21 protein-coding genes are annotated in these 21,741 nt (G+C 33.6%); 6 read left to right on the forward strand and 15 right to left on the reverse strand.

The window, feature by feature from the left end; translation table 11 throughout:
- Window positions 1–3: 3 nt before the first annotated feature.
- Genes nrdI through nrdF form a run of 3 tightly spaced genes read left to right on the forward strand, consistent with a single transcriptional unit; the run spans window position 4 to window position 3,486 of the window.
- The gene (gene nrdI, locus JHK64_RS03145) at window positions 4–366 is read left to right on the forward strand and encodes a class Ib ribonucleoside-diphosphate reductase assembly flavoprotein NrdI (protein WP_199567554.1); all 363 of its coding nucleotides are present in this window, start codon (window positions 4–6) and stop codon (window positions 364–366) included.
- On the forward strand, window positions 356–2,515 hold the full coding sequence (gene nrdE / locus JHK64_RS03150) for a class 1b ribonucleoside-diphosphate reductase subunit alpha (RefSeq protein WP_199567555.1): 2,160 nt from the start codon (window positions 356–358) through the stop codon (window positions 2,513–2,515). Before nrdI ends, nrdE begins: the two co-directional genes overlap by 11 nt.
- Before the next feature lie 11 nt (window positions 2,516–2,526).
- Window positions 2,527–3,486 (forward strand): class 1b ribonucleoside-diphosphate reductase subunit beta, encoded by a 960-nt coding sequence (gene nrdF, locus JHK64_RS03155; RefSeq protein ID WP_199567556.1) that lies wholly within the window; start codon window positions 2,527–2,529, stop codon window positions 3,484–3,486.
- 46 nt (window positions 3,487–3,532) lie between these two features.
- Here the strand turns inward: nrdF and JHK64_RS03160 are convergent, their stop codons facing one another.
- The 5 genes from JHK64_RS03160 to dnaG all read right to left on the reverse strand — a co-directional run bounded on the left by JHK64_RS03160 (window position 3,533) and on the right by dnaG (window position 7,849).
- Window positions 3,533–4,279, reverse strand: coding sequence for a DUF3169 family protein (locus JHK64_RS03160; RefSeq protein WP_199567557.1), 747 nt, complete (start codon window positions 4,277–4,279; stop codon window positions 3,533–3,535).
- Window positions 4,269–4,484 (reverse strand): helix-turn-helix transcriptional regulator, encoded by a 216-nt coding sequence (locus JHK64_RS03165; RefSeq protein WP_199567558.1) that lies wholly within the window; start codon window positions 4,482–4,484, stop codon window positions 4,269–4,271. Before JHK64_RS03165 ends, JHK64_RS03160 begins: the two co-directional genes overlap by 11 nt.
- Window positions 4,485–4,622: 138 nt before the next feature.
- Window positions 4,623–4,958, reverse strand: a complete 336-nt coding sequence (locus JHK64_RS03170; protein ID WP_199567559.1) for a metal-sulfur cluster assembly factor — start codon at window positions 4,956–4,958, stop codon at window positions 4,623–4,625.
- Window positions 4,959–4,969: 11 nt separating this feature from the next.
- On the reverse strand, window positions 4,970–6,079 hold the full coding sequence (gene rpoD / locus JHK64_RS03175; RefSeq protein WP_199567560.1) for an RNA polymerase sigma factor RpoD: 1,110 nt from the start codon (window positions 6,077–6,079) through the stop codon (window positions 4,970–4,972).
- 9 nt (window positions 6,080–6,088) lie between these two features.
- Window positions 6,089–7,849, reverse strand: a complete 1,761-nt coding sequence (dnaG, locus tag JHK64_RS03180) for a DNA primase (RefSeq protein WP_213086822.1) — start codon at window positions 7,847–7,849, stop codon at window positions 6,089–6,091.
- A 172-nt stretch (window positions 7,850–8,021) separates the two neighbouring features.
- On the opposite strand from dnaG, the gene mscL reads away from it, so the two are divergent.
- Window positions 8,022–8,390, forward strand: a complete 369-nt coding sequence (gene mscL, locus JHK64_RS03185) for a large conductance mechanosensitive channel protein MscL (protein WP_199567562.1) — start codon at window positions 8,022–8,024, stop codon at window positions 8,388–8,390.
- A 127-nt stretch (window positions 8,391–8,517) separates the two neighbouring features.
- Here mscL and JHK64_RS03190 read toward each other — a convergent pair whose 3' ends face one another.
- Window positions 8,518–10,182, reverse strand: coding sequence for a ribonuclease J (locus JHK64_RS03190; protein ID WP_199567563.1), 1,665 nt, complete (start codon window positions 10,180–10,182; stop codon window positions 8,518–8,520).
- Between the two features lie 215 nt (window positions 10,183–10,397).
- Here JHK64_RS03190 and JHK64_RS03195 point away from each other — a divergent pair, with 215 nt between their 5' ends.
- Window positions 10,398–12,050 (forward strand): Rqc2 family fibronectin-binding protein, encoded by a 1,653-nt coding sequence (locus JHK64_RS03195; RefSeq protein WP_199567564.1) that lies wholly within the window; start codon window positions 10,398–10,400, stop codon window positions 12,048–12,050.
- A gap of 27 nt (window positions 12,051–12,077) precedes the next feature.
- Here the strand turns inward: JHK64_RS03195 and JHK64_RS03200 are convergent, their stop codons facing one another.
- The 6 genes from JHK64_RS03200 to eno all read right to left on the reverse strand — a co-directional run bounded on the left by JHK64_RS03200 (window position 12,078) and on the right by eno (window position 17,500).
- Complete coding sequence (locus JHK64_RS03200) at window positions 12,078–13,310, reverse strand: tetratricopeptide repeat protein (RefSeq protein WP_199567565.1); 1,233 nt, start codon at window positions 13,308–13,310, stop codon at window positions 12,078–12,080.
- The gene (locus JHK64_RS03205) at window positions 13,303–14,469 is read right to left on the reverse strand and encodes an AI-2E family transporter (protein ID WP_199567566.1); all 1,167 of its coding nucleotides are present in this window, start codon (window positions 14,467–14,469) and stop codon (window positions 13,303–13,305) included. The genes JHK64_RS03200 and JHK64_RS03205 overlap by 8 nt, the downstream gene beginning before the upstream one ends.
- Before the next feature lie 39 nt (window positions 14,470–14,508).
- Window positions 14,509–14,976 (reverse strand): NUDIX hydrolase, encoded by a 468-nt coding sequence (locus tag JHK64_RS03210; RefSeq protein ID WP_199567567.1) that lies wholly within the window; start codon window positions 14,974–14,976, stop codon window positions 14,509–14,511.
- Window positions 14,969–15,439 carry an NUDIX hydrolase gene (locus JHK64_RS03215; RefSeq protein WP_199567568.1) on the reverse strand — a complete coding sequence of 157 codons (471 nt, stop codon included), beginning with the start codon at window positions 15,437–15,439 and terminating at the stop codon, window positions 14,969–14,971. Before JHK64_RS03215 ends, JHK64_RS03210 begins: the two co-directional genes overlap by 8 nt.
- A 110-nt stretch (window positions 15,440–15,549) precedes the next feature.
- Window positions 15,550–15,984 carry a nucleoside-diphosphate kinase gene (ndk, locus tag JHK64_RS03220; RefSeq protein ID WP_199567569.1) on the reverse strand — a complete coding sequence of 145 codons (435 nt, stop codon included), beginning with the start codon at window positions 15,982–15,984 and terminating at the stop codon, window positions 15,550–15,552.
- A gap of 208 nt (window positions 15,985–16,192) precedes the next feature.
- On the reverse strand, window positions 16,193–17,500 hold the full coding sequence (gene eno, locus JHK64_RS03225; RefSeq protein ID WP_199567570.1) for a surface-displayed alpha-enolase: 1,308 nt from the start codon (window positions 17,498–17,500) through the stop codon (window positions 16,193–16,195).
- Between the two features lie 244 nt (window positions 17,501–17,744).
- On the opposite strand from eno, the gene JHK64_RS03230 reads away from it, so the two are divergent.
- The gene (locus JHK64_RS03230; protein WP_199567571.1) at window positions 17,745–18,203 is read left to right on the forward strand and encodes a YueI family protein; all 459 of its coding nucleotides are present in this window, start codon (window positions 17,745–17,747) and stop codon (window positions 18,201–18,203) included.
- 43 nt (window positions 18,204–18,246) lie between these two features.
- On the opposite strand, the gene JHK64_RS03235 is transcribed toward JHK64_RS03230, so the two are convergent.
- The 3 genes from JHK64_RS03235 to ezrA form a co-directional block, all read right to left on the reverse strand.
- Window positions 18,247–19,029, reverse strand: coding sequence for a sulfite exporter TauE/SafE family protein (locus tag JHK64_RS03235; RefSeq protein ID WP_199567572.1), 783 nt, complete (start codon window positions 19,027–19,029; stop codon window positions 18,247–18,249).
- A gap of 227 nt (window positions 19,030–19,256) precedes the next feature.
- Complete coding sequence (gene serB / locus JHK64_RS03240) at window positions 19,257–19,901, reverse strand: phosphoserine phosphatase SerB (protein WP_199567573.1); 645 nt, start codon at window positions 19,899–19,901, stop codon at window positions 19,257–19,259.
- A 106-nt stretch (window positions 19,902–20,007) separates the two neighbouring features.
- Window positions 20,008–21,732 (reverse strand): septation ring formation regulator EzrA, encoded by a 1,725-nt coding sequence (gene ezrA / locus JHK64_RS03245; protein ID WP_199567574.1) that lies wholly within the window; start codon window positions 21,730–21,732, stop codon window positions 20,008–20,010.
- Window positions 21,733–21,741: the final 9 nt, after the last annotated feature.

Consider the following 21,741-nt stretch of genomic DNA (forward strand, 5'->3'; position numbering starts at 1 on the left):
CCCATGATAACAATAGTTTTTTATTCTCTGACTGGCCAAACTAGGAGATTTATGAAAAAGTTATCCTATGATAAGACTCTTGAGTTAAAAAGAAATAAAGAAAATCCTGATGTTGATAATGATTTCATCTTAATTGTTCCAACATATGAGGATGGACTTGGTTTTATCGATGACTTTCTTGATAGAAACCGTCACTATTTTAAGGGTGTTATTGGTTCTGGAAATCGCAATTTTGGACCAGAATTTTGTCATGTTGCAAGACGCTTATCAAAGACTTACCAGGTTCCTGTTCTTTATGAATATGAATTTAATGGTACGGATGAAGATGTAGAAAAAGTTAAAGGAATTATAGAAAATGAGTCTTAAAAACCTTGGCGAAGTTTCTTACTTTCGCTTGAATAATGCTATTAACCGACCTGTTAATGGTAAAATCCCACTCAATAAGGATAAAGAAGCCTTAGAGGCTTTCTTCACAGAAAATGTTATCCCAAACACCATGACCTTTGCTTCGATTTCTGAAAAAATCGATTATCTCATTGAAAATGACTATCTTGAAGAAGCTTTTCTCAGAAAATATAGCGTGTCATTTATTGAAGAATTAGTTGCTCTTATTAAAGCACAAGATTTCCACTTCAAGTCTTTTATGGCTGCATATAAATTCTATCAACAGTATGCTCTAAAAACTAATGATGGAGATCATTACCTAGAAAGCATGGAAGATCGTGTTCTTTATAATGCCCTTTATTTTGCTGATGGCAATGAAGAACTAGCCAAATCAATGGCTCTTGAAATGATTAATCAACGCTACCAGCCTGCTACTCCTAGCTTTTTAAACGCTGGTCGTAGTCGCCGTGGTGAACTAGTGTCGTGTTTCTTAATTCAAGCAACAGATGACATGAACTCAATTGGACGTTCCATTAACTCAGCCCTTCAACTCTCACGTATTGGTGGAGGCGTTGGGATTTCACTAAGCAATCTTCGTGAAGCCGGTGCGCCAATTAAAGGTTATGAAGGTGCCGCAAGTGGTGTTGTTCCTGTGATGAAACTTTTTGAGGATAGTTTTTCATACTCTAACCAATTGGGTCAACGTCAAGGTGCTGGAGTGGTTTATCTTGATGTCTTCCATCCAGATATTCTTGCTTTCTTATCTACTAAAAAAGAAAATGCGGATGAAAAAATTCGTGTTAAAACATTATCACTAGGTGTCACAGTACCTGATAAGTTTTATGAATTAGTAAGAAAAAATGAAGACATGTACCTCTTTAGCCCATATTCCATTGAAAAAGAATATGGCGTCCCATTCAATTATATTAATATCACAGAAAAATATGATGAACTGGTTAGCAACCCTAATATTACCAAAACAAAAATCAAAGCACGTGATTTAGAAACGGAAATTTCTAAACTACAACAAGAATCTGGTTATCCTTATATCGTCAATATTGATACTGCTAATAATAGTAGTGCTATTGATGGGCGTATTATTATGAGTAACCTTTGTTCAGAAATTTTACAGGTTCAAGAACCAAGTACTATTAATGATTCGCAAGAATACCTTAAAATGGGAACAGACATCTCTTGTAATCTTGGTTCAACCAACATTGTTAATATGATGGCATCACCAGATTTTGGAAAATCTATTAGAACAATGACTCGTGCCTTAACATTTGTTACCGATAATTCAAGCATTGAAGCTGTTCCAACCATTAAAAATGGTAATAATAAAGCACATACTATCGGTCTTGGTGCTATGGGATTACACAGCTATTTGGCTAAAAAACATATTCAATATGGTAGTCCTGAATCAATCGAATTCACTGATATCTACTTTATGTTGATGAATTATTGGACACTGGTTGAGTCTAATAATCTAGCACGTGAAAGAAAAACAAGCTTTGCTAATTTTGAAAATTCAAAATATGCTGACGGCTCTTACTTTGAAAAATACATTTCAGGTGATTTCCAACCAAAATCAGAATTAGTCAAAGAATTGTTTAAAGATCATTTCATCCCATCAAAAGAAGATTGGCAAGCTCTTTCTGAAGCCATTCAAAATGATGGCCTTTACCATCAAAATCGTTTAGCAGTTGCTCCAAATGGTTCTATTAGCTACATCAATGACGTTTCTGCAAGTATTCATCCAATCACACAACGCATTGAAGAACGCCAAGAAAAGAAAATTGGTAAAATTTACTACCCTGCATCAGGTTTAGCAACTGATACCATCCCTTATTATACTTCTGCTTATGATATGGATATGAGAAAAGTGATTGATGTTTATGCTGCTGCAACACAACACATCGACCAAGGGCTATCCTTAACATTATTTATGCGCAGTGAGATTCCTTTTGGACTTTATGAATGGAAAAAAGAAAGAAAACAAACCACTCGTGATTTGTCAATTCTTCGTAATTATGCCTTCCATAAAGGGATCAAGTCAATTTACTACATCCGTACATTTACTGATGACGGTGAAGAAGTTGGCTCAAATCAATGTGAAAGCTGTGTCATCTAGGAGAGGAAATTATGACTTATTATAACGCGATAAATTGGAATGAAATTGAAGATGCTGTTGACAAATCAACCTGGGAAAAGTTAACAGAGCAATTTTGGCTCGATACACGTATTCCCTTATCAAACGACCTTGATGATTGGCGTAAACTTTCAGAAGTTGAAAAAGACTTAGTAGGTAAAGTTTTCGGTGGTCTTACACTACTTGATACAGTTCAATCTGAAAGTGGCATGTATCAACTTAAAAAAGATGTCAGAACACCACATGAAGAGGCCGTTTTCAATAATATTGAATTCATGGAATCTGTTCATGCCAAATCCTACTCTTCAATCTTTTCAACCCTAAATACCAAATCTGAAATTGAAGAGATTTTCAAATGGGTTTCTGAAAATCCTTATCTGCAAAAAAAAGCTGAAATGATTAATGAAATCTATATCAAGGGAGACCCTCTAGAGAAAAAAGTTGCCAGTGTATTTCTAGAAACCTTTCTCTTTTATTCAGGTTTCTTTACACCACTCTACTATCTTGGAAACAACAAACTAGCTAATGTGGCAGAAATCATCAAACTGATTATTCGTGATGAATCTGTTCACGGAACCTATATCGGTTACAAATTCCAATTGGGATTTAACGAACTTTCTGATGCTGAACAAGATAAACTAAGAGACTGGATGTATGAGCTTCTTTATCGTCTATATGAAAATGAAGAAAAATATACGAAATACCTTTATGATCCACTTGGGTGGACAGATGAGGTAATGGTTTTCCTCAGATATAATGCCAATAAAGCCCTTATGAATCTTGGTCAAGACCCACTTTTCCCAGATACCGCAGATGATGTTAACCCTATCATTATGAATGGTATCTCAACAGGAACAAGTAATCATGACTTCTTCAGTCAAGTTGGTAATGGTTACTTGCTTGGAACTGTTGAAGCAATGACTGATGATGACTATCTCATCGGACTAGACTAAAACTAAAAAAGTTTCCTTATGTGATGTAAGGAAACTTTTTTGTGGTTTATTTATAATAATCACGAACAGACTTAAACTGCATTAACATAATATAGAGATGAATAACAGTGACAATGATGAGTCCTAAAAAAGGAATGGACCTTGTTAATACACTATAAATAAAGAGCAGGATTTCTATTGCTGGTAAAACATACCCTGAAAGACTCATAACAATCAGAAAGCTTGACTTATATTCATTTAGTAATTCTGCTTCATCTTGTTGAAGAATATTATTGGTCACCTCTTTCACTGTTGGAAAAAGAGGTATGTCTATCTGACGAACGTCAGAATAGAATTTCATTAGCCTACCTTGGAAAAAAATCGCAATAAAAGTCATGATGATATCAAATAGAAATAATAGAAGAGCTACTAATTTAAAGTCTGCCAAATGATTAGCAGTTAAAATGATACAAAAGAAACATAAAATAGAGGTCAGACTATTAAATATCAAACTAAAAGCACCTTTTTTATTAATAGTAATATAGAGCTCTTCTGAACTATCATCTTTTTGATAATCTTGATATAATCTTTTGGCATCTCTAAATAAGAAGATAGCAATAAAAAATAAAATGATATAGATAAACCTAACAGTAAAAGACATTAGTGAAATAATATTATTAATCTCTAATTCTAAAAAAGATATCTTATCAAAAACAAACCCACTAGCAAAACCAATAATCCCACCAAAAAAGGCACCAAGTAGTAAACGACTGACAAGATTGCCATAGTGTTCTTTCTCTTTTCTATCTTTCATCTTCTCCTCCCTCTAGTCGAAAAACATTATCTACCGGTTCTTTAAATATTTGAGCAATTTTCAGTGCAATTAAAATAGATGGTAGGTATTCGCCTCGTTCTATTAAACTAATGGTTTGCCTTGATACTTTTGCCAGTTGGGCTAGCTGACTTTGATTTAAACCATCTCTAGCCCGTAATTCCTTTAAGCGATTTTTGACAATCATTTGATCACCTCATTTTCATCATTATTGTAACATATCCTTTTCTTTTTGACAACTATCATTGTCATTTTTCCTATTTTAATTGTCAAATGATTTTTGAACATCAAAAAACCTCTATGATAATCATCACAGAGGTTTTCTTTATCTCACACCTAGTGCAATTCTTGCATAACGACTCATCTTGTCAACAGACCAAGCTGGGTACCAAACGAGTTTAACATCCACCTTGGTAACTTCTGGAACACCTTTCATCACATCGTAAATTTGATCTGTTAGTAAATCTGCTAGAGGACAACCCATAGTTGTCAAGGTCATATCAATTTCAGTTGCGCCATCATCATCAAATCTAATCTCATAAACAAGACCAAGATTAACAATATCAATACCTAGTTCGGGATCAATCACTTGTTCAAGTGCTTTTAAAATATTACCTTTGATGATTTCAACTTCTTCAAGAGAATAATTTTTTTCTGACATAAATATTTCTCCTAATCTTCAATAAAATCACGCAATTGTTTACTACGACTCGGATGACGTAGTTTTCTTAAAGCTTTTGCTTCAATTTGACGAATACGTTCACGCGTCACATTGAATACTTTACCAACATCTTCCAAGGTTCTCATTTTACCATCATCCAACCCAAAACGTAGGCGAAGTACATTTTCTTCACGGTCAGTTAATGTATCTAAAACCTCGTTTAGCTGTTCACGTAAGACAACACGAGTAGTGTAGTCGATAGGATTTTCAATCACTTCATCTTCAATGAAATCTCCAAGATGGCTATCATCTTCTTCACCGATTGGTGTTTCTAATGACACAGGTTCTTGTGCTATTTTCAAGATTTCACGAACCTTATCTGGTGTCATCTCCATACGTTCACCTATTTGTTCAGGTGTAGGATCTTGACCTAATTCTTGTAAAAGATTACGTTGCTCACGAACCAACTTATTAATCGTTTCAACCATATGGACTGGAATACGGATGGTACGAGCTTGGTCAGCAATAGCACGAGTAATGGCTTGTCTAATCCACCATGTGGCATAAGTTGAAAATTTGAAACCTTTAGAATAATCAAATTTATCAACTGCTTTCATCAAGCCCATATTGCCTTCTTGAATCAAATCAAGAAACTGCATGCCTCGCCCAACATAGCGCTTAGCGATTGACACCACTAAACGTAGATTAGCTTCAGCTAGACGTTGCTTGGCTAAAGCATCTCCTTGATCAACTAAAACAGCTAGTTCTTTTTCTTCTTCTGTGGTTAAAAGAGGCACAACACCAATTTCTTTTAGGTACATGCGTACAGGATCATTAACCTTTGCAGAATTACTACCAAGAAGTTCTTCATCGGTTAATTCTTCTGGTTTAATTTCTTCAACAGCATAGGTAGTTGATGGATTACCTTCTTTATCAGTAATGGAAATTCCACCGTCTGTCAGACGTTCCAATAAATTTTCAATTTGATCGGCATCTAGTGTAAAAGGAATAACCAGTTTTTCTGTAATCTCGTCATCAACTGCTGTTCCCGCTTTTTTATGATTACGAATAAAATCTGCGACTTGCACATTATACGTTGACATTTCTTTTTTACTTACCATAATTCTCCTTTATTCCATATGACGCTTTTGCTCAATCAAAGCTTCAAGTGCTGATATAGCACTGTCAATATCACCTTGATTACTTGATTCACGGATAAATTGACTTTGTTTTTTTAAGTCTTGTTCTCTTAAAAAGAAATTACGCCGTTCTTCAATTTCTTCAATTTCATTTTCGGCTATCTCATCAGGTAGATTTTCTTCTAAAACTTGATAATAGGCCTGTCTTTGACTATCAGTTAGTTGAGCCAAATCTAAAGTAGTAATTTCTCCTTTTTCTTTTAAAATACCATATAAAAACTGAAGTTCTGTTGTTTCAAATCTGAAATCATCTCTATTTCTAAAAGCATTTAATAAATGTTCATGATGAATTAAACGATGAAATAATTGATTTTCTGCTTTTAGAAGCCCAGTCGTATGCCCTACTTTTTGTATCTCATGATTAAGAGACGAAAGACTCATTCTAGCATTTGATTTTGATGTCCGTTGACTAAGACGGTAATTATTAACCACCTGTTCAATTTGTAGATAATCAAAATCTGGAAGTCTTTCTGCCAACTTATAGATATAGGTGTTTTGAGCAGTGATGGATTTTTCTTTGGCGATTAATTGTGCCATTTGATCAACATACGAAATTTCAGCTTGAAGATTGTCACTATTTTTGGGCATGTAAAATTGCATTAAAAATTCAATACTGCTGATTCGTGATTGCTCTAAAAGAGACGCCAATTCTTGTTCAGAATATTTTTTAACGAATTCATCAGGGTCCATCTGCTGTGGCATTTTAACAATTTCAACTATCAAATCACTCAATATATCAAGCGCCTTAGTAATAGCCTCTTGTCCAGCGGAATCACCATCATAAGTTAAGATAACCTTTTTAGCAAATTTTTTCAAATGTCTAACATGATCAGTCGTTAGTGCTGTTCCCATTGATGCGACAGCATTTTTTATCCCTGAACGATAAGCCGCTATGACATCCATAAATCCTTCCATGATATAGACTTCATTTGTTTTTTTGATAACTGCTTTTGCCTTATCCAAATGATATAATTCGTAGGATTTATTAAAAAATGCTGTCGATCTTGTGTTTTTATATTTTGCTTGATGTTGACTTATTTCCTCTTTTGTCCAAATACGACCAGAAAAACCAATAGTATTACCCGATTCATCTGTTAGAGGGAACATAATACGATTTCTAAAAGCATCATATAATTGATTGCTATCACTAATATTAAATAATCCCGATGCCGTCAGATCTTTTTCCTCATACTTAGAAGAGATGCTTTGAAAAAGATAATTAGTCTCGTCTGGTGCTAATCCAATATTAAAATAAGTGATTAACTCATCAGTTAAACCTCGTTCATAGAGGTATTCTTTTGCCTTTTGACCGACCGTTGTTGTCATTAATACAGCATGATAAAATTTGGCAGCATCTTTATTTAGCTCAAAAATGATTTGATGAGGGTGCTTTTTTTTCACTTGTTCACCAAGAGATTGACTACTAATTGAAAAACCAGCTCTTTCTCCTAAAATTTTGACACTCTCTAAAAATGTAATCTGATGATATTCTTCAAGAAATTTAAAAACATCACCTGACTTACCACAACCAAAACAGTGGTAAAACTGTTTATCTTCAATAACATTAAATGACGGGGTCTTTTCTTGATGAAAAGGACAAAGACCAAGATAATTACGACCAGATTTTGTGAGATCGACAACCTCGCCAATAATATCAACGATATTAACGCTATTTTTGATGTCTGAAATCATTGTTTTATCAATTGCCAAATCATCACCTCAACACAAAAATCCCATTTTATTTTTATATTTCATTATAGCACAGTCACTTATAATTGTAAATTTAAAAACCGATTTGCTTGCTTTAAGAAAAAAAATACGTTATAATTCTCAAAAATCAAATGTGAAAGGAGCATACGAACTTATGATTAAAGATCTTAAAAACTTTTTGTTTAAGGGAAATGTTCTCGATTTAGCAGTTGCAGTGATTATTGGTGGCGCTTTTGGTGCTGTCATTACTTCCTTAGTTGAAGATGTGATTACACCAATTATCGGTATGATTCTTGGCCAACCCGACTTTTCAAGTATCAAGATTGGGTCTATTGCTATTGGTAACTTTATCAATGCGGTTGTTAGTTTCTTAATTATTGGAACAGTTCTCTTCTTCATTGTGAAAGCTGCTGAACGTGCAATGACTGTTGGTAAAACTAATGAAACTGTGGAAGAAGAACCAGTTGGACCAACTCAAGAAGAACTACTTATTGAAATTCGAGATTTATTAGCAAAAAAATAAAAGTCGCTAAAATAAATATTGAACCTGAAATAAAAAGACAAGCACTAACTTTAGTGCTTGTCTTTTTATTTTTTCAATCTATCGTTTCATCTCCTTATTCTAAAAAATAAGGTCTTAACATTTGTAATTATGAACGCACTTCCATAACAACTGGTAAAACAGCTGGACGACGTTTTGTTTGTTCGAAGAGGAATCTGCTGACAGCATCACGAATAGAAGACTTCAATTCACCCCACTCAAAACTATCTTTAGCTAAATATTTTTCTACTGTTTCGTTAACCAAATCAGCACTGTCAATCAAAATATCTCTGCTCTTTTTAACATAAACAAATCCACGTGTGTTGACTTTAGCTTTAGAGACAATTTTTTTCTCACGTTTATTCACAGTAATAACAACAATGAAAATACCATCTTCTGACAAAACCTTGCGGTCTCTCATAACGATATTACCAACATCACCTATAGCATTTCCATCTAATAAGACATCATTAGCAGGCACTGTTCCTTCCTTGAGAAAACGATCCTTTTGTAAAACCATGACATCACCACGTTTCATGATGTATATATTTTCAGGAAACATACCAATCTCTTGTGCTAAGCCTGCATGAGCTGCTAATTCACGGTATTCTCCTTGAATTGGAAAAAGATATTTAGGTTTCATGAGATTAATCATCAACTGCAAATCCCTACCGTTGGCATGACCTGAAACACGTAAATTTTTAGTAATGGACTGAACAACCCCACCAGCCTTATAAATTAGATTTTCAACACGCGCAACGATAGCTTCACTAGCAATACTTGGTGTGGTGATAATGTAGATAAGATCACCGTCTTTAATTTGGACATAACGATGACGGCCTGTTGACATTTTTCTAAGACCATTAATAGGTTCACCCATACGACCTGTTTCAAGAATAATCAACTCACTATCATCAAATCTGTCCATTTCTTTAGGTTTGATTAATAATTTTTTATCAGATAGAGATAATTTTTTCAAATCTAGAGCTGTTCTAACAATATTTTCAGCATCAAAACCAGTTAACACAACACGACGACCATGTTTTTCAGCAGCGTCAAAAACTTGCTGAATCCTTGCCAAATTACTGGCAACAGCCGCAACAATAATACGACCTTCCCAATCAGCAATGACGTTATTGATTTCATCGCCAACCTCTGCTTCACTAGCAATCTGAAAATTGCTTTCAGCATTGGCAGAATCTGAAAGAAGAGCCAAAACACCTTCACTACCAATTTCTGCTAATCTAGCAAAATCCGTTTGATATAACTCACTTGCTGCTTGGTCAAATTTAAAGTCACCAGTATAGACAATATTACCTTTTGATGTTCCAATCACAATTCCTAAACTCTCTGGAATAGAGTGTGTTGTTTTAAAAAAGGAAATGGTGTTTTTACCAAATTCAATTTCTGTATCACTATCAACAATGTGAAAATTATTAAATTTCTTAGTGGCATCATTTGCTTTAACCACCAATTTTGCTAGAGCAATTGTCAATTCTGAACCAAAGACAGGTGCTTTCACTTCTTCTAAAAGATAGGGAAGCGCTCCAATGGCATCAGCGTGTCCATGGGTTAAAAAGATGCCTTTAACCCTTTTTTTGTTTTCAAAAACATAGTCTAGATTAGGGATAACCACATCCACACCTAATTGTTCGTTTTCAGGATATTTTAATCCTGCATCTAAAATATAAATGGCTTTACCAACTTCTACAATGTAGAAGTTTTTACCATTTTCTCTTACACCGCCCAGGGCAATGATTTTTATATTTGTCACTCTTTTCTCCTTAATATTTTTTTAATACTAACGGTCCTTGCTTTTAAACAAGTCGAATTACAGCGATTGCAACAGTGTTGCATACTTTCTTAGTATACAACTTTTCCCTTATTTTTTCAATGAAAGGACACTAGAACGACTTTATCAAAAGCATTGATACGTTTTATGAATGAACTGTGGTATAATAACAACATAAAACTGAAAGTTGGAATGTTATGTCTTTTGATGGCTTTTTTTTACACCATATGGTTAAAGAATTAAAAGAAGAAATTTTATTTGGTCGTGTGCAAAAAATTAATCAACCTTTTGAAAATGAGTTGGTTTTATCTATTCGTAAAAATCGTCAAAATTATCGATTGCTCCTATCTGCTCATCCCGTATTTGGAAGACTTCATATCACTCAAGTCACTTTTTCTAATCCACAAACACCAAACACCTTTACAATGATTATGAGAAAATACCTTCAAGGTGCTGTCATTGAAGATATTAAACAACTGGAAAATGATCGCATTGTTGAAATGACCTTTTCCAATAAAAATGAGATTGGTGATCATATCAAAGTAACTTTGATGATTGAGATAATGGGAAAACACTCGAATATCATCTTGATTGATAAAAATGAAGGCAAAATTATTGAATCAGTCAAACACGTTGGTTTTTCACAAAATAGTTATCGCACTATTTTACCAGGCAGTTATTATGTTTTACCACCAAAAACTAATAGCACCAACCCTTTTGAAATTTCTGATGAAAAATTATTTGAGTCTTTGCAGACTAATGAACTTAACCCCAAAAACCTACAACTGCTATTTCAAGGATTGGGACGTGATACCGCAATAGAACTCAGTCATAGACTAACCAATGAAAAATTTCAAGCCTTTCGCCACTTTTTTAATCAGTCCACAGCACCTAGTCTTACAGAAAAATCTTTCTCAGCCATTTTATTTTCAGACTCAAAAGAAACTTTTTCGAGTTTATCTGAAGTGTTAGACGTCTATTATAAAGATAAGGCACAAAGAGATAGGATCAATCAGCAAGCCAATGATTTAATCCACCGTGTTAATACGGAAATACAAAAAAATAAGAAAAAACTAAAAAAACAAGAGCAAGAACTAAAGGATACCGAAAATGCGGAAGAATTCCGTCAAAAAGGAGAATTACTGACAACCTTTTTAAGGAATGTTCCAAATAATCAAAACCAGGTCACTCTTGATAATTATTACACAGGAGAAAAGATAACTATTTCACTAGATAAAGCTTTAACTCCTAATCAAAATGCTCAACGCTATTTTAAGAAATACCAAAAATTAAAAGAAGCTGTGAAACATCTCAGTCATTTGCTCAAAGAAACCAGAGAAACAATTGCTTATTTAGAAACCGTTGAAACGGCTCTTAATCAGGCAACTCTTTCTGAAATTGCTGATATCAGAGAAGAATTGATAGAAACAGGATTTATCAAACAAAAAAGACGCGATAAACATCATAAAAAACAAAAACCTGAACAGTACTTAGCGAGTGATGGAAAAACACTTATCTTGGTTGGTAAAAATAACCTCCAAAATGACGAACTTTCTTTTAAAATTGCTCAGAAAAATGATCTCTGGTTCCATGCCAAAGATATTCCTGGTAGTCATGTGGTTATTCGTAATAACTCAAATCCTAGTGATGAGGTCAAAACTGATGCTGCTGAACTTGCCGCCTATTTTTCTAAAGCACGACTCTCTAATCTTGTTCAAGTAGACATGATTGAAGCAAAAAAATTAAATAAACCGACCGGATCAAAACCAGGTTTTGTTACCTATACTGGGCAAAAAACCTTAAGGGTAACCCCTGATGAAGAAAAAATTAATAGAATGAGACAGTCATAAAAAACACTTGCACAAGCAAGTGTTTTTTTAATCCCACTCTTCTAATAGATGAACAATTTCCAAGTCATCTGGCACCAGTTTGAGATAATTCTCTCCAATTCGTCTCATCTTTTCATTGTCACCATATTCTCTTAAAACGTAAAAATAATCTTTGAGAAATTCTGGATTAGTTTTTAAATCATTGACTAATTCTTCATAAGACGCAATTGTCTTTTCTTCATCTTCAAGTGCATGATAAGCTTTAGCGATGTTCCATCTGGTTAAAACATTATCAATAGACTCTTTACTCAAAGCAATGACATCTTCATAGCGTTCTTCTTCTAGGTAAAGAGTTGTCAAGCGTAAAATGACTTCCTCCTTGTCTTCTACGATTTGTTGAGCAGATAATAAATAAGCTTCTGCTGCTTTAACATCATGATTCTCATAAGATAATTGTGAAGCTAACAATAATAATTGACTATCAAATTCATTTTTAGACAATCCTTGTTGAGCAACCTTAAGAGCTTCTTGAATTTGGTCTTCTTCGTGGAGTGATAAGGCATAAACATACTCATAACCGGCAAATTCACTGGAAAGATTATCCAACTGTTTAAAATAGATATTAGCTTTTTGATACTCTTGCTGTTGATACAATATTGTTGCTAATTCAAAAATAGTATCTTCGCTATAATCAAATTCCAGAGATTTTTCTAGAAATTCAATAGCCACTTCATATTTTCCTAGACTAGCATAGGATTTACCAATTCTTTGATAGGTAGAAACACCTGTTAATGCTAAAATTTCCTGATGGTCTAATTTGGCATATTCATTAATAGCCTCTTGGTAATGCTCCAGAGACAACTCAATCTCAGCCAAGCCAAAAACAATAAGTGGTTCTTGACTTAACTGACTAGCTTCAAATAATTTTTCACGCGCAACATCTGTCAAACCTTCTAAATCATATAAATCAGCCATAACTAGTAGGGCAGAAAGATAATGCTCGCTTGTCTTTGAAATCTCATCAAGGTATAAAAAAGCTGTTTCAATATCACCTTCTTCTGCCACAATTTGAGCAAGATTAATACTTACTTCAGGGTAATAAGTTTTTAGCTTTAAATAGATAGCTTTTGCTTGTGGGTGAAAACCAATACTCTCTAGGTATTCTGCCAAAGAAAGCAACAGGTCATCACTATCATGTAAGAGGGCCTGATTAAAATAATAGTCTGCACCTTCTAAATTTTTATTTTCAATTGCCTTTAGCATTTTTTCACTATTAGTCATCAATCTTCTCTCTTTTATCTTCTTCATATAGTCCACTAACTGACTTGTACCATTCAAATAATTCTATAATCACAACCTTTAATGAGGCATAAACTGGTATCCCTAGTAGAACCCCCCAAAGACCAAACATCGACCCTGTTGTTAATAAAATAAATAGGATGGTAATTGGATGAATATTTAGTTTGCTACCCAAAACAAGCGGCGTCACAAAACGTCCTTCAATAGTTTGTTCAATTGTGAAAACAATGATAACCTTAACAAGCATGATTGGTCCATCTACCATCGCTAAAATAACAACTGGGACCATGGCTAGAAAACTACCAAGATAAGGAATCATATTTAAAAAACCAGCCATTATCCCTAAAGTAATGGCATAGGGTAATTGAATGATATTAAACATGATAGAAAACATTAAACCAACAACAATAGCAACCGTTACTTGTCCTTGAACATAACCTGACAACTGTTTGTTAACATCTGTTAAAATACGTGCCATTGGTTTTCGAATTTTTATTGGTAAATAAGATACAACGACTCCTTTGATTTGATTGCTATCTCTTAAAAGATAAAACAAGATAAAAGGAGAAATCAAAAGAGCTAACATGACTTTCGTCAGAGCGGAAGCAAACCTGCTTGCCCAATCAACTGCCTGACTAGAGAAACTTTGAACAAAATCAATAGCTGTCTGACTAAAATTATCAATCATTTCAGATAATTGAGGACGCATAGCTTCAAGGCGATCATCTTTTAATAACTCTGTTAATTGACTCTCTAATTGTGTTATATAGTCTGGTAAATTCTTAATGAAAGAGGTTATTTGTGTTTGAATTGTAGGAACAATACTTGCAATTCCCAGGACTAAAAAACCTAAAACCATGACAAATACAATAGTAATTGAAACGATTTTATTAAGTCCTTTTTTCTCTAAAAAAGAAACAATTGGTTCTAAAAGATAGTACAACAAGCCTGAAATCACTATCGGCAACATAATAATCGATATAATCGTAATAATTGGCTGAAAGATAAAACTAATTTTTATTAAAATAAAAATATTTAAAAAAACCAGCAGCATTGATAATAAAACAACATTGGCCTTATTATCTACAAACCATTTAAAAAACCAGGTGAAACTAAATTTTTTGTCTCTAAAATTATTCATGGTATCCTCTTTAATATTATATTATAAAAATAAATTGTCTTATTGCTTTTTGTTTAAATTAACAATGTGTTGTAAGGTCGTTTGGGGATGTAATAAAGCCTCTTTTAAAAATCCAGGATTGAGATTGTAGCTAGCCAAATCATTTATCGCTAACCATTTGATAGGCAAATTCCCATCTTCAAAAATATCATTAGGCGCAGATTCTAATAGGGTAACAGCGTAATGAAATTCAATATTATGAAAATTTTTCTTTGATAAAGAAAATTCATTTTCAACAACAAATAGCAAGTCAGAAACTTGACAAGCAATACCTAATTCTTCCATTACCTCACGTTTTATTGCCTCTTTTGTAGATTCACCAATTTCAATAGCACCACCTGGTAAATAATAAGTCTTTTTTTCTTCATTATAATAAGTCAGCAACTGATTATTTTCAATAATAATGGCTGAGCCTCTGACACCAAAAACTGTTTTATTTCGTTCGTGTCTAAAATCATTATTAGCCATAAAATGTGACCTCTTTATCCACTAATTTTTCATTAACATAGGAAAATTTAGCTGAAAAGAAAGGATAATCCTCTAAGATCCACTTTAACATTTCATAATCACCTTCCCAGGTTGGTTTCTTTAAAACTTCTTCATAAGGCACCCATTCTAGCGTTCCCTCAGGGGAATCTTTTATCAGTTCTCCTTCAAATCCTGTTATCTTAAAAACATAGGTATACCAGTCATCTTCAGGCGTAAAACTAGGAAAAGTAATGATGCCTTTAAAGTCCATTTTTGTTACAATCAAACCTGTTTCTTCAAAAATTTCACGTTTGGCACATTCTTCAGGACTTTCACCAAGTTCTATTTTACCACCAACACTAATCCACTTGCCCTCATGAATATCATTTTCTTTTTTATTCCTGTGAAGCAATAATAAAGCTTTGTCATTATCGATATAACAAATTGTCGCTAATTTTACCATTATTTCTCCTAAACCTTTTTATTCATTATACCAAAGTTTCAGCAGTTATGGACAGTCTAAACTTTTCTTAAAATAAAAAATGTTAGAAACTATCTAACATTTTTTTACTACTATTTTGTGCTCTTGTTAGATTGACCAAACCAAATAGCAATTTCTCTTTTGGCTGCTTCAGTTGAATCTGAACCATGCACAATATTAAAAATACCACCTTCTTCTCCTGGAGCTTGAGCAAAATCTCCTCTAATAGTACCAGGTAGAGCATCTTTAGGATTGGTAACACCCATCATGGTTCGCCATGATGAGACAACGCGATTGCCTGAAATCACACCAATAACAATCGGACCACTTGTCATATAGTCTTTTAGTTCTGGGAAAAACGGTTTTTTAATAAGCGCTTCGTAGTGTTGTTCTAATAGTTCTTGTGTTGCCATACGCATGTCTAATTTTTCAATAATAAATCCACGACGCTCAATTCTTTTAATGACTTCTCCCACTAATCCTCTTTTAACACCATCTGGTTTAATGATAAATAAGGTTTTTTCCATCATCTTTCCTCACAATTCCTTTTTTGTTATATTATAACATGGAAACCCTTTCAAAAATAGATATTAACTGTAAATACTGAATAAAACCGTCAAATAAAAAGTAATCTTCCTAGTCCGTTAAATTTTTCTGCCCCTTTCCTGTCCACTTTTTACAAAAATAAAGCCCCTTAGTTTAACTAGGGGGCTTAAATCCTTATTATATCAAGGCTTATTTTTTCAAATTGTAGAATGATTTCAAACCACGGTATTCAGCTACTTCACCAAGTTGATCTTCGATACGAAGTAATTGGTTATATTTAGCAATACGGTCTGTACGTGATAATGAACCAGTTTTGATTTGACCAGCATTTGTTGCTACGGCAATATCAGCAATTGTTGAGTCTTCAGTTTCACCTGAACGGTGTGAAACAACTGCAGTATATCCTGCTTCTTTAGCCATTTCAATAGCTTCAAAAGTTTCAGTCAATGTACCAATTTGGTTAACTTTGATAAGAATTGAGTTGGCAGCATTTTCGGCAATACCACGAGCTAGGTAGTCAGTGTTTGTTACAAAGAAGTCATCTCCGACCAATTGTACACGTCCACCAAGACGAGAAGTAAGAGCTTTCCAACCATCCCAGTCATTTTCATCCATACCATCTTCGATAGTAATAATTGGGTATTTATTAACTAATTCTTCAAGGTAGTCAACTTGTTCAGCCGCAGTACGAACAGCTGCGCCTTCACCTTCAAATTTAGTGTAGTCGTAAACTTTACGTTCTTTATCGTAGAATTCAGAAGAAGCTACGTCAAAACCAATCATAATACCATTTTCACCAGCTTCATATCCAGCTGCTTCAATCGCTTTAAGAATTGTTTCAACACCATCTTCAGTTCCTTCAAACTTAGGTGCAAATCCTCCTTCGTCACCAACAGCAGTTACAAGACCACGTTCTTTAAGAATTTTCTTAAGAGCATGGAAAACTTCTGCACCCCAACGAAGACCTTCTTTGAAAGTAGGTGCTCCAACAGGAACAATCATAAATTCTTGGAAAGCAATTGGTGCATCAGAATGTGAGCCACCATTAATGATGTTCATCATTGGTGTTGGAAGAACTTTAGCGTTAAATCCACCAAGATAGTTGTAAAGAGGAATTTCTAGGTAATCAGCTGCTGCACGCGCCACGGCAATAGAAACACCTAAAATAGCGTTAGCTCCCAATTTACCTTTATTTGGAGTACCGTCAAGAGCAATCATCGCACGGTCAATAGCTTGTTGATCACGAACATCATAACCGATAAGAGCTTCAGCGATAACGTTGTTTACGTTGTCAACAGCTTTTTGAGTTCCAAGACCAAGGTAACGAGACTTGTCACCGTCACGAAGTTCAACTGCTTCGTGCTCACCAGTTGAAGCACCTGAAGGAACCATACCGCGTCCAAAAGCACCTGATTCAGTATAAACTTCTACTTCAAGTGTTGGGTTCCCGCGTGAGTCTAAGACTTCGCGAGCGTAAACATCTGTAATAATTGACATATAATACTCTCCTTATGAGTTTAATTTTTTACATGTTAATAATACCACAATCTCACAGCATAAGCAAGATTTTACCCTACAAAAACAAAACCTATTCTTGTTATATATGTGTTTTAAAAGACTGACACAAATATTTTTTAATTAATTTTTAATCGATAACAAGAGTATTTCCAGTAAAACAACGTCTTTCTCTTTTTTTAAAAAATAGTGTATAATTGATAATAAGAATAAAAAGAGGTTTATTATGGCAGATTTACATGAAAAAGTCTTAAAAGGAGCTTTAGGCGAAAAACGTTTGAATCCTGATGAACAGCGTTATTATCTCGGAACATTTTCTGAGCGAGTTGTCCTTACCATTCTCATTGAAAAGACTAACAAAGATAAAGTAAAATCATTCTTCTCAGAAGCACTTAAACACCTTAGTGAGCAATATGATAGCAAGTTATTTGTTAAAATTTCTCCACAAATAGCTCTCAGCCTCCAAATGTACTATTTAAAAATAGCTCAAGAACAAGGGATTAATGCTACCATTGTTGATGAGAAAACATCAAAGTCTCCATTTGGCATTCTTGTTCATACACAATCGCCCGAATATGTTGATAAAGCTGATATTTATGATGTTTTCCCTCAACTTCTTTCTCAAACAAAAGAAGAAAATACTCCTCAAAAAAAATCATTCTTTAAGCGACTCTTTAAAAAGTAAAAATCTCTCCTGGCGATTAAAGTCAAGAGAGATTTTTATTTGTTTATAAAATATTAACAATGACATTATATGCTGATAATAAGATGAGAAATATGATTAAAAGTGAATACAGTTGTTCAATTCTTTTAATAGATAAAGACTGATTAAGTTTTGTACCAATTAACCCACCAATTATTGCTGTGATGATTAAAAAAGGAATCATTTTTAAATCATAGGTGATAAAACTACCTCCAAGAACAGAAATTCCTAATTTTGATAATTGTGAGAAGAAGATTGTGGCTAAAGAATAAAAAGCGGCTTCTCTAATTGGAAAAGAAAAGCAAAACATTAGCATTGAAACATTTAAAGGACCACCACCTATTCCCAGAAAAACAGAAATCATCCCCAAAAAAAGTCCAATTAAAACACTACCAATTTTACTTTTTACCTGTAAACTTTTTATTCTATTACTAACAAGGGTATAATAAAAGATAACCAATAATGTTATCAATAAAACACTAGCCTGCACTGCTTTCACTTGTTGGTTATTCCAAATATTAAAAATAAATTGGAAAGCATATTCACCTAAAAAACCGCCAATCACTGATCCAAAAGATAGTGAATAAACGATATTTTTATTAAATTCTGTCTTTCTTCGAAGTTGTTTATAAAGAGAAATGACACACATTGAAAAAACAGCAACTGATGAAAAAAAACCAATTTCATCAACACTGTGAAAGCCAACAACATCAAGAAGTGGTTTAATAATAATTCCCCCACCCAACCCAGTTGTGGCTCCTACTGTAGTGGCAAATAAAACAATAAGGATATAAATTAAGATAATCAAGGGTAACTCCTTTATAGTTATTAGTACCTTCTAGTTTAAAAAAAAAATGATAAAATAGCAACAAGAAGAAGATACTTTTATGTAAAAAGAAGATGATTATTTAAAACATGGCAAAAATACCAGTATCATATTATTATTAAAGAAAATAGACAGATTAATAAAGTTCCTTAACAAGATAAAAATAAAAAAAAGAGAGTCTAGGTATCTATTCCTATCCTCTTTAGTATTTATAGATAAGTATCAATCAGTGAAATCACTTGATAAAGGTCTGGCTCATTAATCTGATAATCAGCCTGTTCTCTCACAATAGGTTTAGCACAAAAAGCAATTCCAAGACCTGCTCTTTTTAACATTAAGAGATCATTGGCACCATCACCTACTGCAACCGTTTTTGACATGTCTAACTGATTTTCACTTGCCCATTCTTCTAATTTTTCTTTTTTAACATCTTTAGTAACAATATCACCAGTCACGCGACCGGTTAAAATACCATTTTCCACTTCTAAGCGATTAGCTTTAACATAGTCAATACTTAACTTTTCAGCTAGTTTATCAACAATTTCGTGAAAACCTCCTGAAACCAGACCAACTTTGTAGCCACGATTGTGTAGCTCTGATACTAATTTTTCAGCACCCTTTGTATAGTGAAGATTTTTTAATACATCATTGAAAATACTATCTGGCAAACCCTTCAATAAAGTGACTCTTTCTTCTAAAGACTGTCTAAAATCCAACTCTCCTCTCATTGCTTGATCTGTAATACTAGCAATTTCTTCACCTTTACCAATAGCCTCACCTAATTGATCAATCACTTCTTCTTGAATAAGGGTTGAATCCACATCCATCACTAATAAGCCTTTTACCACTGCCATCTTTTCTCCATTTTCTTGTTGTTTTTGTCAAAAAAGCACTTTGCCTTAGAAATTCCTATTCAATAAGGAAATTAAGGTTAAGTGCTTTTAGCGATGACTATTATTTTTAAAAGCCAACTTTTTCTCTTGTTTTTTCATAAGAGGTAACAAAACGTTCAGTAACACCCGGCTCAACTGTTTCAAGTGCATAAGAAATCTCTTCAAACGAAGCTTGATAGTCAAAATGATTCTCGAATAATTCCAAAGCTTTCTCAAAACTTTCTTGAACAGAAGGCTCAAAACTACGATAACGATTTGAATATTGTAATAATTGCTCTGTTAGGGTAGCATTTTCAATCACTTGATAAGTTGTTTCTTCAAGAGTTGCTAGAGCTCCTGTTGCAGCATCAGTCAGTTTTAAGACAATATTAATATCCACTCTTCCACGACTAAGCTCATCTCTCAATGCTTCTAGCTGAGAACTTGTTGTAAAGAAAGTACTCAAGAAGTATTGAGGAATACCAGGTAAGTTTTTCTTCTCCATATAACGTTTAATAATATGAAGTTTGTTGATGTAATTATCTAAAGTTTGACGCGAAGTCTCTTCGAGTGTCTCAATATCTTTGAAGGACTCTAAAATAGCAAATTGTTCTTGCTCAATTTCTAAGAGATTTTCATGAATTTTTGCAAGTGACGCTCTTAAAACTGAGAAAGGCTCTTTTTTTTCTTCAATAGCATCAACAATACTAGCTGTTTCAGATTCCATTGTTGACAATTGCTCTTGGAAACCCTTTAGTTTTTCACTATTTCTTTCATTTAAAAGATAACGATGAGATAAACGTTGGTATTCATCAATTAATTTTTGATTGTTTTCTTTATTATGATTAATAAATTTTGGAATAACAACTTTTTCTTTATTAACTTCTTTGAAAGCAGTAATTTCTTTTTCAAATAATGCATATAAAGAATCAACATTTTCTTGGATATCTTGATTACTACTTTCTGCTTTATCTAAATCTAAAGATGATAAGTCTTCAATCGTCTTAGCAATAGCTTCTCTGATTTCTTGGAAACGCACTTCAATATCATCTTCAATAAATTGATAATCTTCTTCCAAAAGACGACCATATCCTGTTTCTAAATCATCCAGTTGATCAGGAAAATCATCTTCTAGTTTTGTCACGATGGCAGGAATTTTTTCGGTAATTTGACCAAGAGCAATGGTATGTTCTTCAGCACGTTCTAAAATATTAGCCGCTTCAATTGGATCACCAGAGGAATTCAAAGTCACAAATTGTGAAAACTCACCTTGAATATTTTTTAATTGTTTACCAATTTCCGTCATTGTCGGACCATAATTATCAGCGTTTTCAGCTATATCATTTTGAAGTGTTTCATACATATCAAGAGCATGAGTCACTCGTGAACTGTTTTTTCCTTCTTGTTCTTTAAGGACTTCTAGTGCTTCTCTAATACCTTTAATATCTTCTTCTACTAAATTTAACTGACTCTCAATACTATTAATTTCATTTTTAGCTTTAAAGAAATTAAAGGTAGCATTTAGATTTTCAGCTTCAAAAATATGGTTTTCAATATCACTAAACGAATTGAGTGATAAATCAACCCATTTTTGGTTCCATTCACGAAAGGCAGTTTGACTTTGACCAATCAAATGAAGGCTCTTAACTTCTTCAATTTCATCATTGACAGGTAAATCAAAAAGCTCTTGCTTGCGTTCTTCTAGTTTTGCAATCAAGCCATCATTACGTCTTCTTATAATCGCACCTATAAGATAAGCAATGATAACTAATAAAACAATTCCTACTATTAATAAGACGATTCCACTGGTCATCTTAATCTC

The organism is Streptococcus zalophi (assembly GCF_016481285.1).
GTDB lineage: Bacteria > Bacillota > Bacilli > Lactobacillales > Streptococcaceae > Streptococcus > Streptococcus zalophi.

Excerpts from the sequence above, each read along its gene's own strand:
- nrdI (WP_199567554.1), top strand. The coding sequence starts at position 4 with ATGATAACAATAGTTTTTTATTCTCTGACTGGCCAAACTAGGAGATTT.
- nrdE (WP_199567555.1), top strand. The coding sequence starts at position 356 with ATGAGTCTTAAAAACCTTGGCGAAGTTTCTTACTTTCGCTTGAATAAT.
- nrdF (WP_199567556.1), top strand. The coding sequence starts at position 2,527 with ATGACTTATTATAACGCGATAAATTGGAATGAAATTGAAGATGCTGTT.
- JHK64_RS03160 (WP_199567557.1), bottom strand. The coding sequence starts at position 4,279 with ATGAAAGATAGAAAAGAGAAAGAACACTATGGCAATCTTGTCAGTCGT.
- JHK64_RS03165 (WP_199567558.1), bottom strand. The coding sequence starts at position 4,484 with ATGATTGTCAAAAATCGCTTAAAGGAATTACGGGCTAGAGATGGTTTA.
- JHK64_RS03170 (WP_199567559.1), bottom strand. The coding sequence starts at position 4,958 with ATGTCAGAAAAAAATTATTCTCTTGAAGAAGTTGAAATCATCAAAGGT.
- rpoD (WP_199567560.1), bottom strand. The coding sequence starts at position 6,079 with ATGGTAAGTAAAAAAGAAATGTCAACGTATAATGTGCAAGTCGCAGAT.
- dnaG (WP_213086822.1), bottom strand. The coding sequence starts at position 7,849 with ATGATTTCAGACATCAAAAATAGCGTTAATATCGTTGATATTATTGGC.
- mscL (WP_199567562.1), top strand. The coding sequence starts at position 8,022 with ATGATTAAAGATCTTAAAAACTTTTTGTTTAAGGGAAATGTTCTCGAT.
- JHK64_RS03195 (WP_199567564.1), top strand. The coding sequence starts at position 10,398 with ATGTCTTTTGATGGCTTTTTTTTACACCATATGGTTAAAGAATTAAAA.
- JHK64_RS03200 (WP_199567565.1), bottom strand. The coding sequence starts at position 13,310 with ATGACTAATAGTGAAAAAATGCTAAAGGCAATTGAAAATAAAAATTTA.
- JHK64_RS03205 (WP_199567566.1), bottom strand. The coding sequence starts at position 14,469 with ATGAATAATTTTAGAGACAAAAAATTTAGTTTCACCTGGTTTTTTAAA.
- JHK64_RS03210 (WP_199567567.1), bottom strand. The coding sequence starts at position 14,976 with ATGGCTAATAATGATTTTAGACACGAACGAAATAAAACAGTTTTTGGT.
- JHK64_RS03215 (WP_199567568.1), bottom strand. The coding sequence starts at position 15,439 with ATGGTAAAATTAGCGACAATTTGTTATATCGATAATGACAAAGCTTTA.
- ndk (WP_199567569.1), bottom strand. The coding sequence starts at position 15,984 with ATGGAAAAAACCTTATTTATCATTAAACCAGATGGTGTTAAAAGAGGA.
- eno (WP_199567570.1), bottom strand. The coding sequence starts at position 17,500 with ATGTCAATTATTACAGATGTTTACGCTCGCGAAGTCTTAGACTCACGC.
- JHK64_RS03230 (WP_199567571.1), top strand. The coding sequence starts at position 17,745 with ATGGCAGATTTACATGAAAAAGTCTTAAAAGGAGCTTTAGGCGAAAAA.
- serB (WP_199567573.1), bottom strand. The coding sequence starts at position 19,901 with ATGGCAGTGGTAAAAGGCTTATTAGTGATGGATGTGGATTCAACCCTT.
- ezrA (WP_199567574.1), bottom strand. The coding sequence starts at position 21,732 with ATGACCAGTGGAATCGTCTTATTAATAGTAGGAATTGTTTTATTAGTT.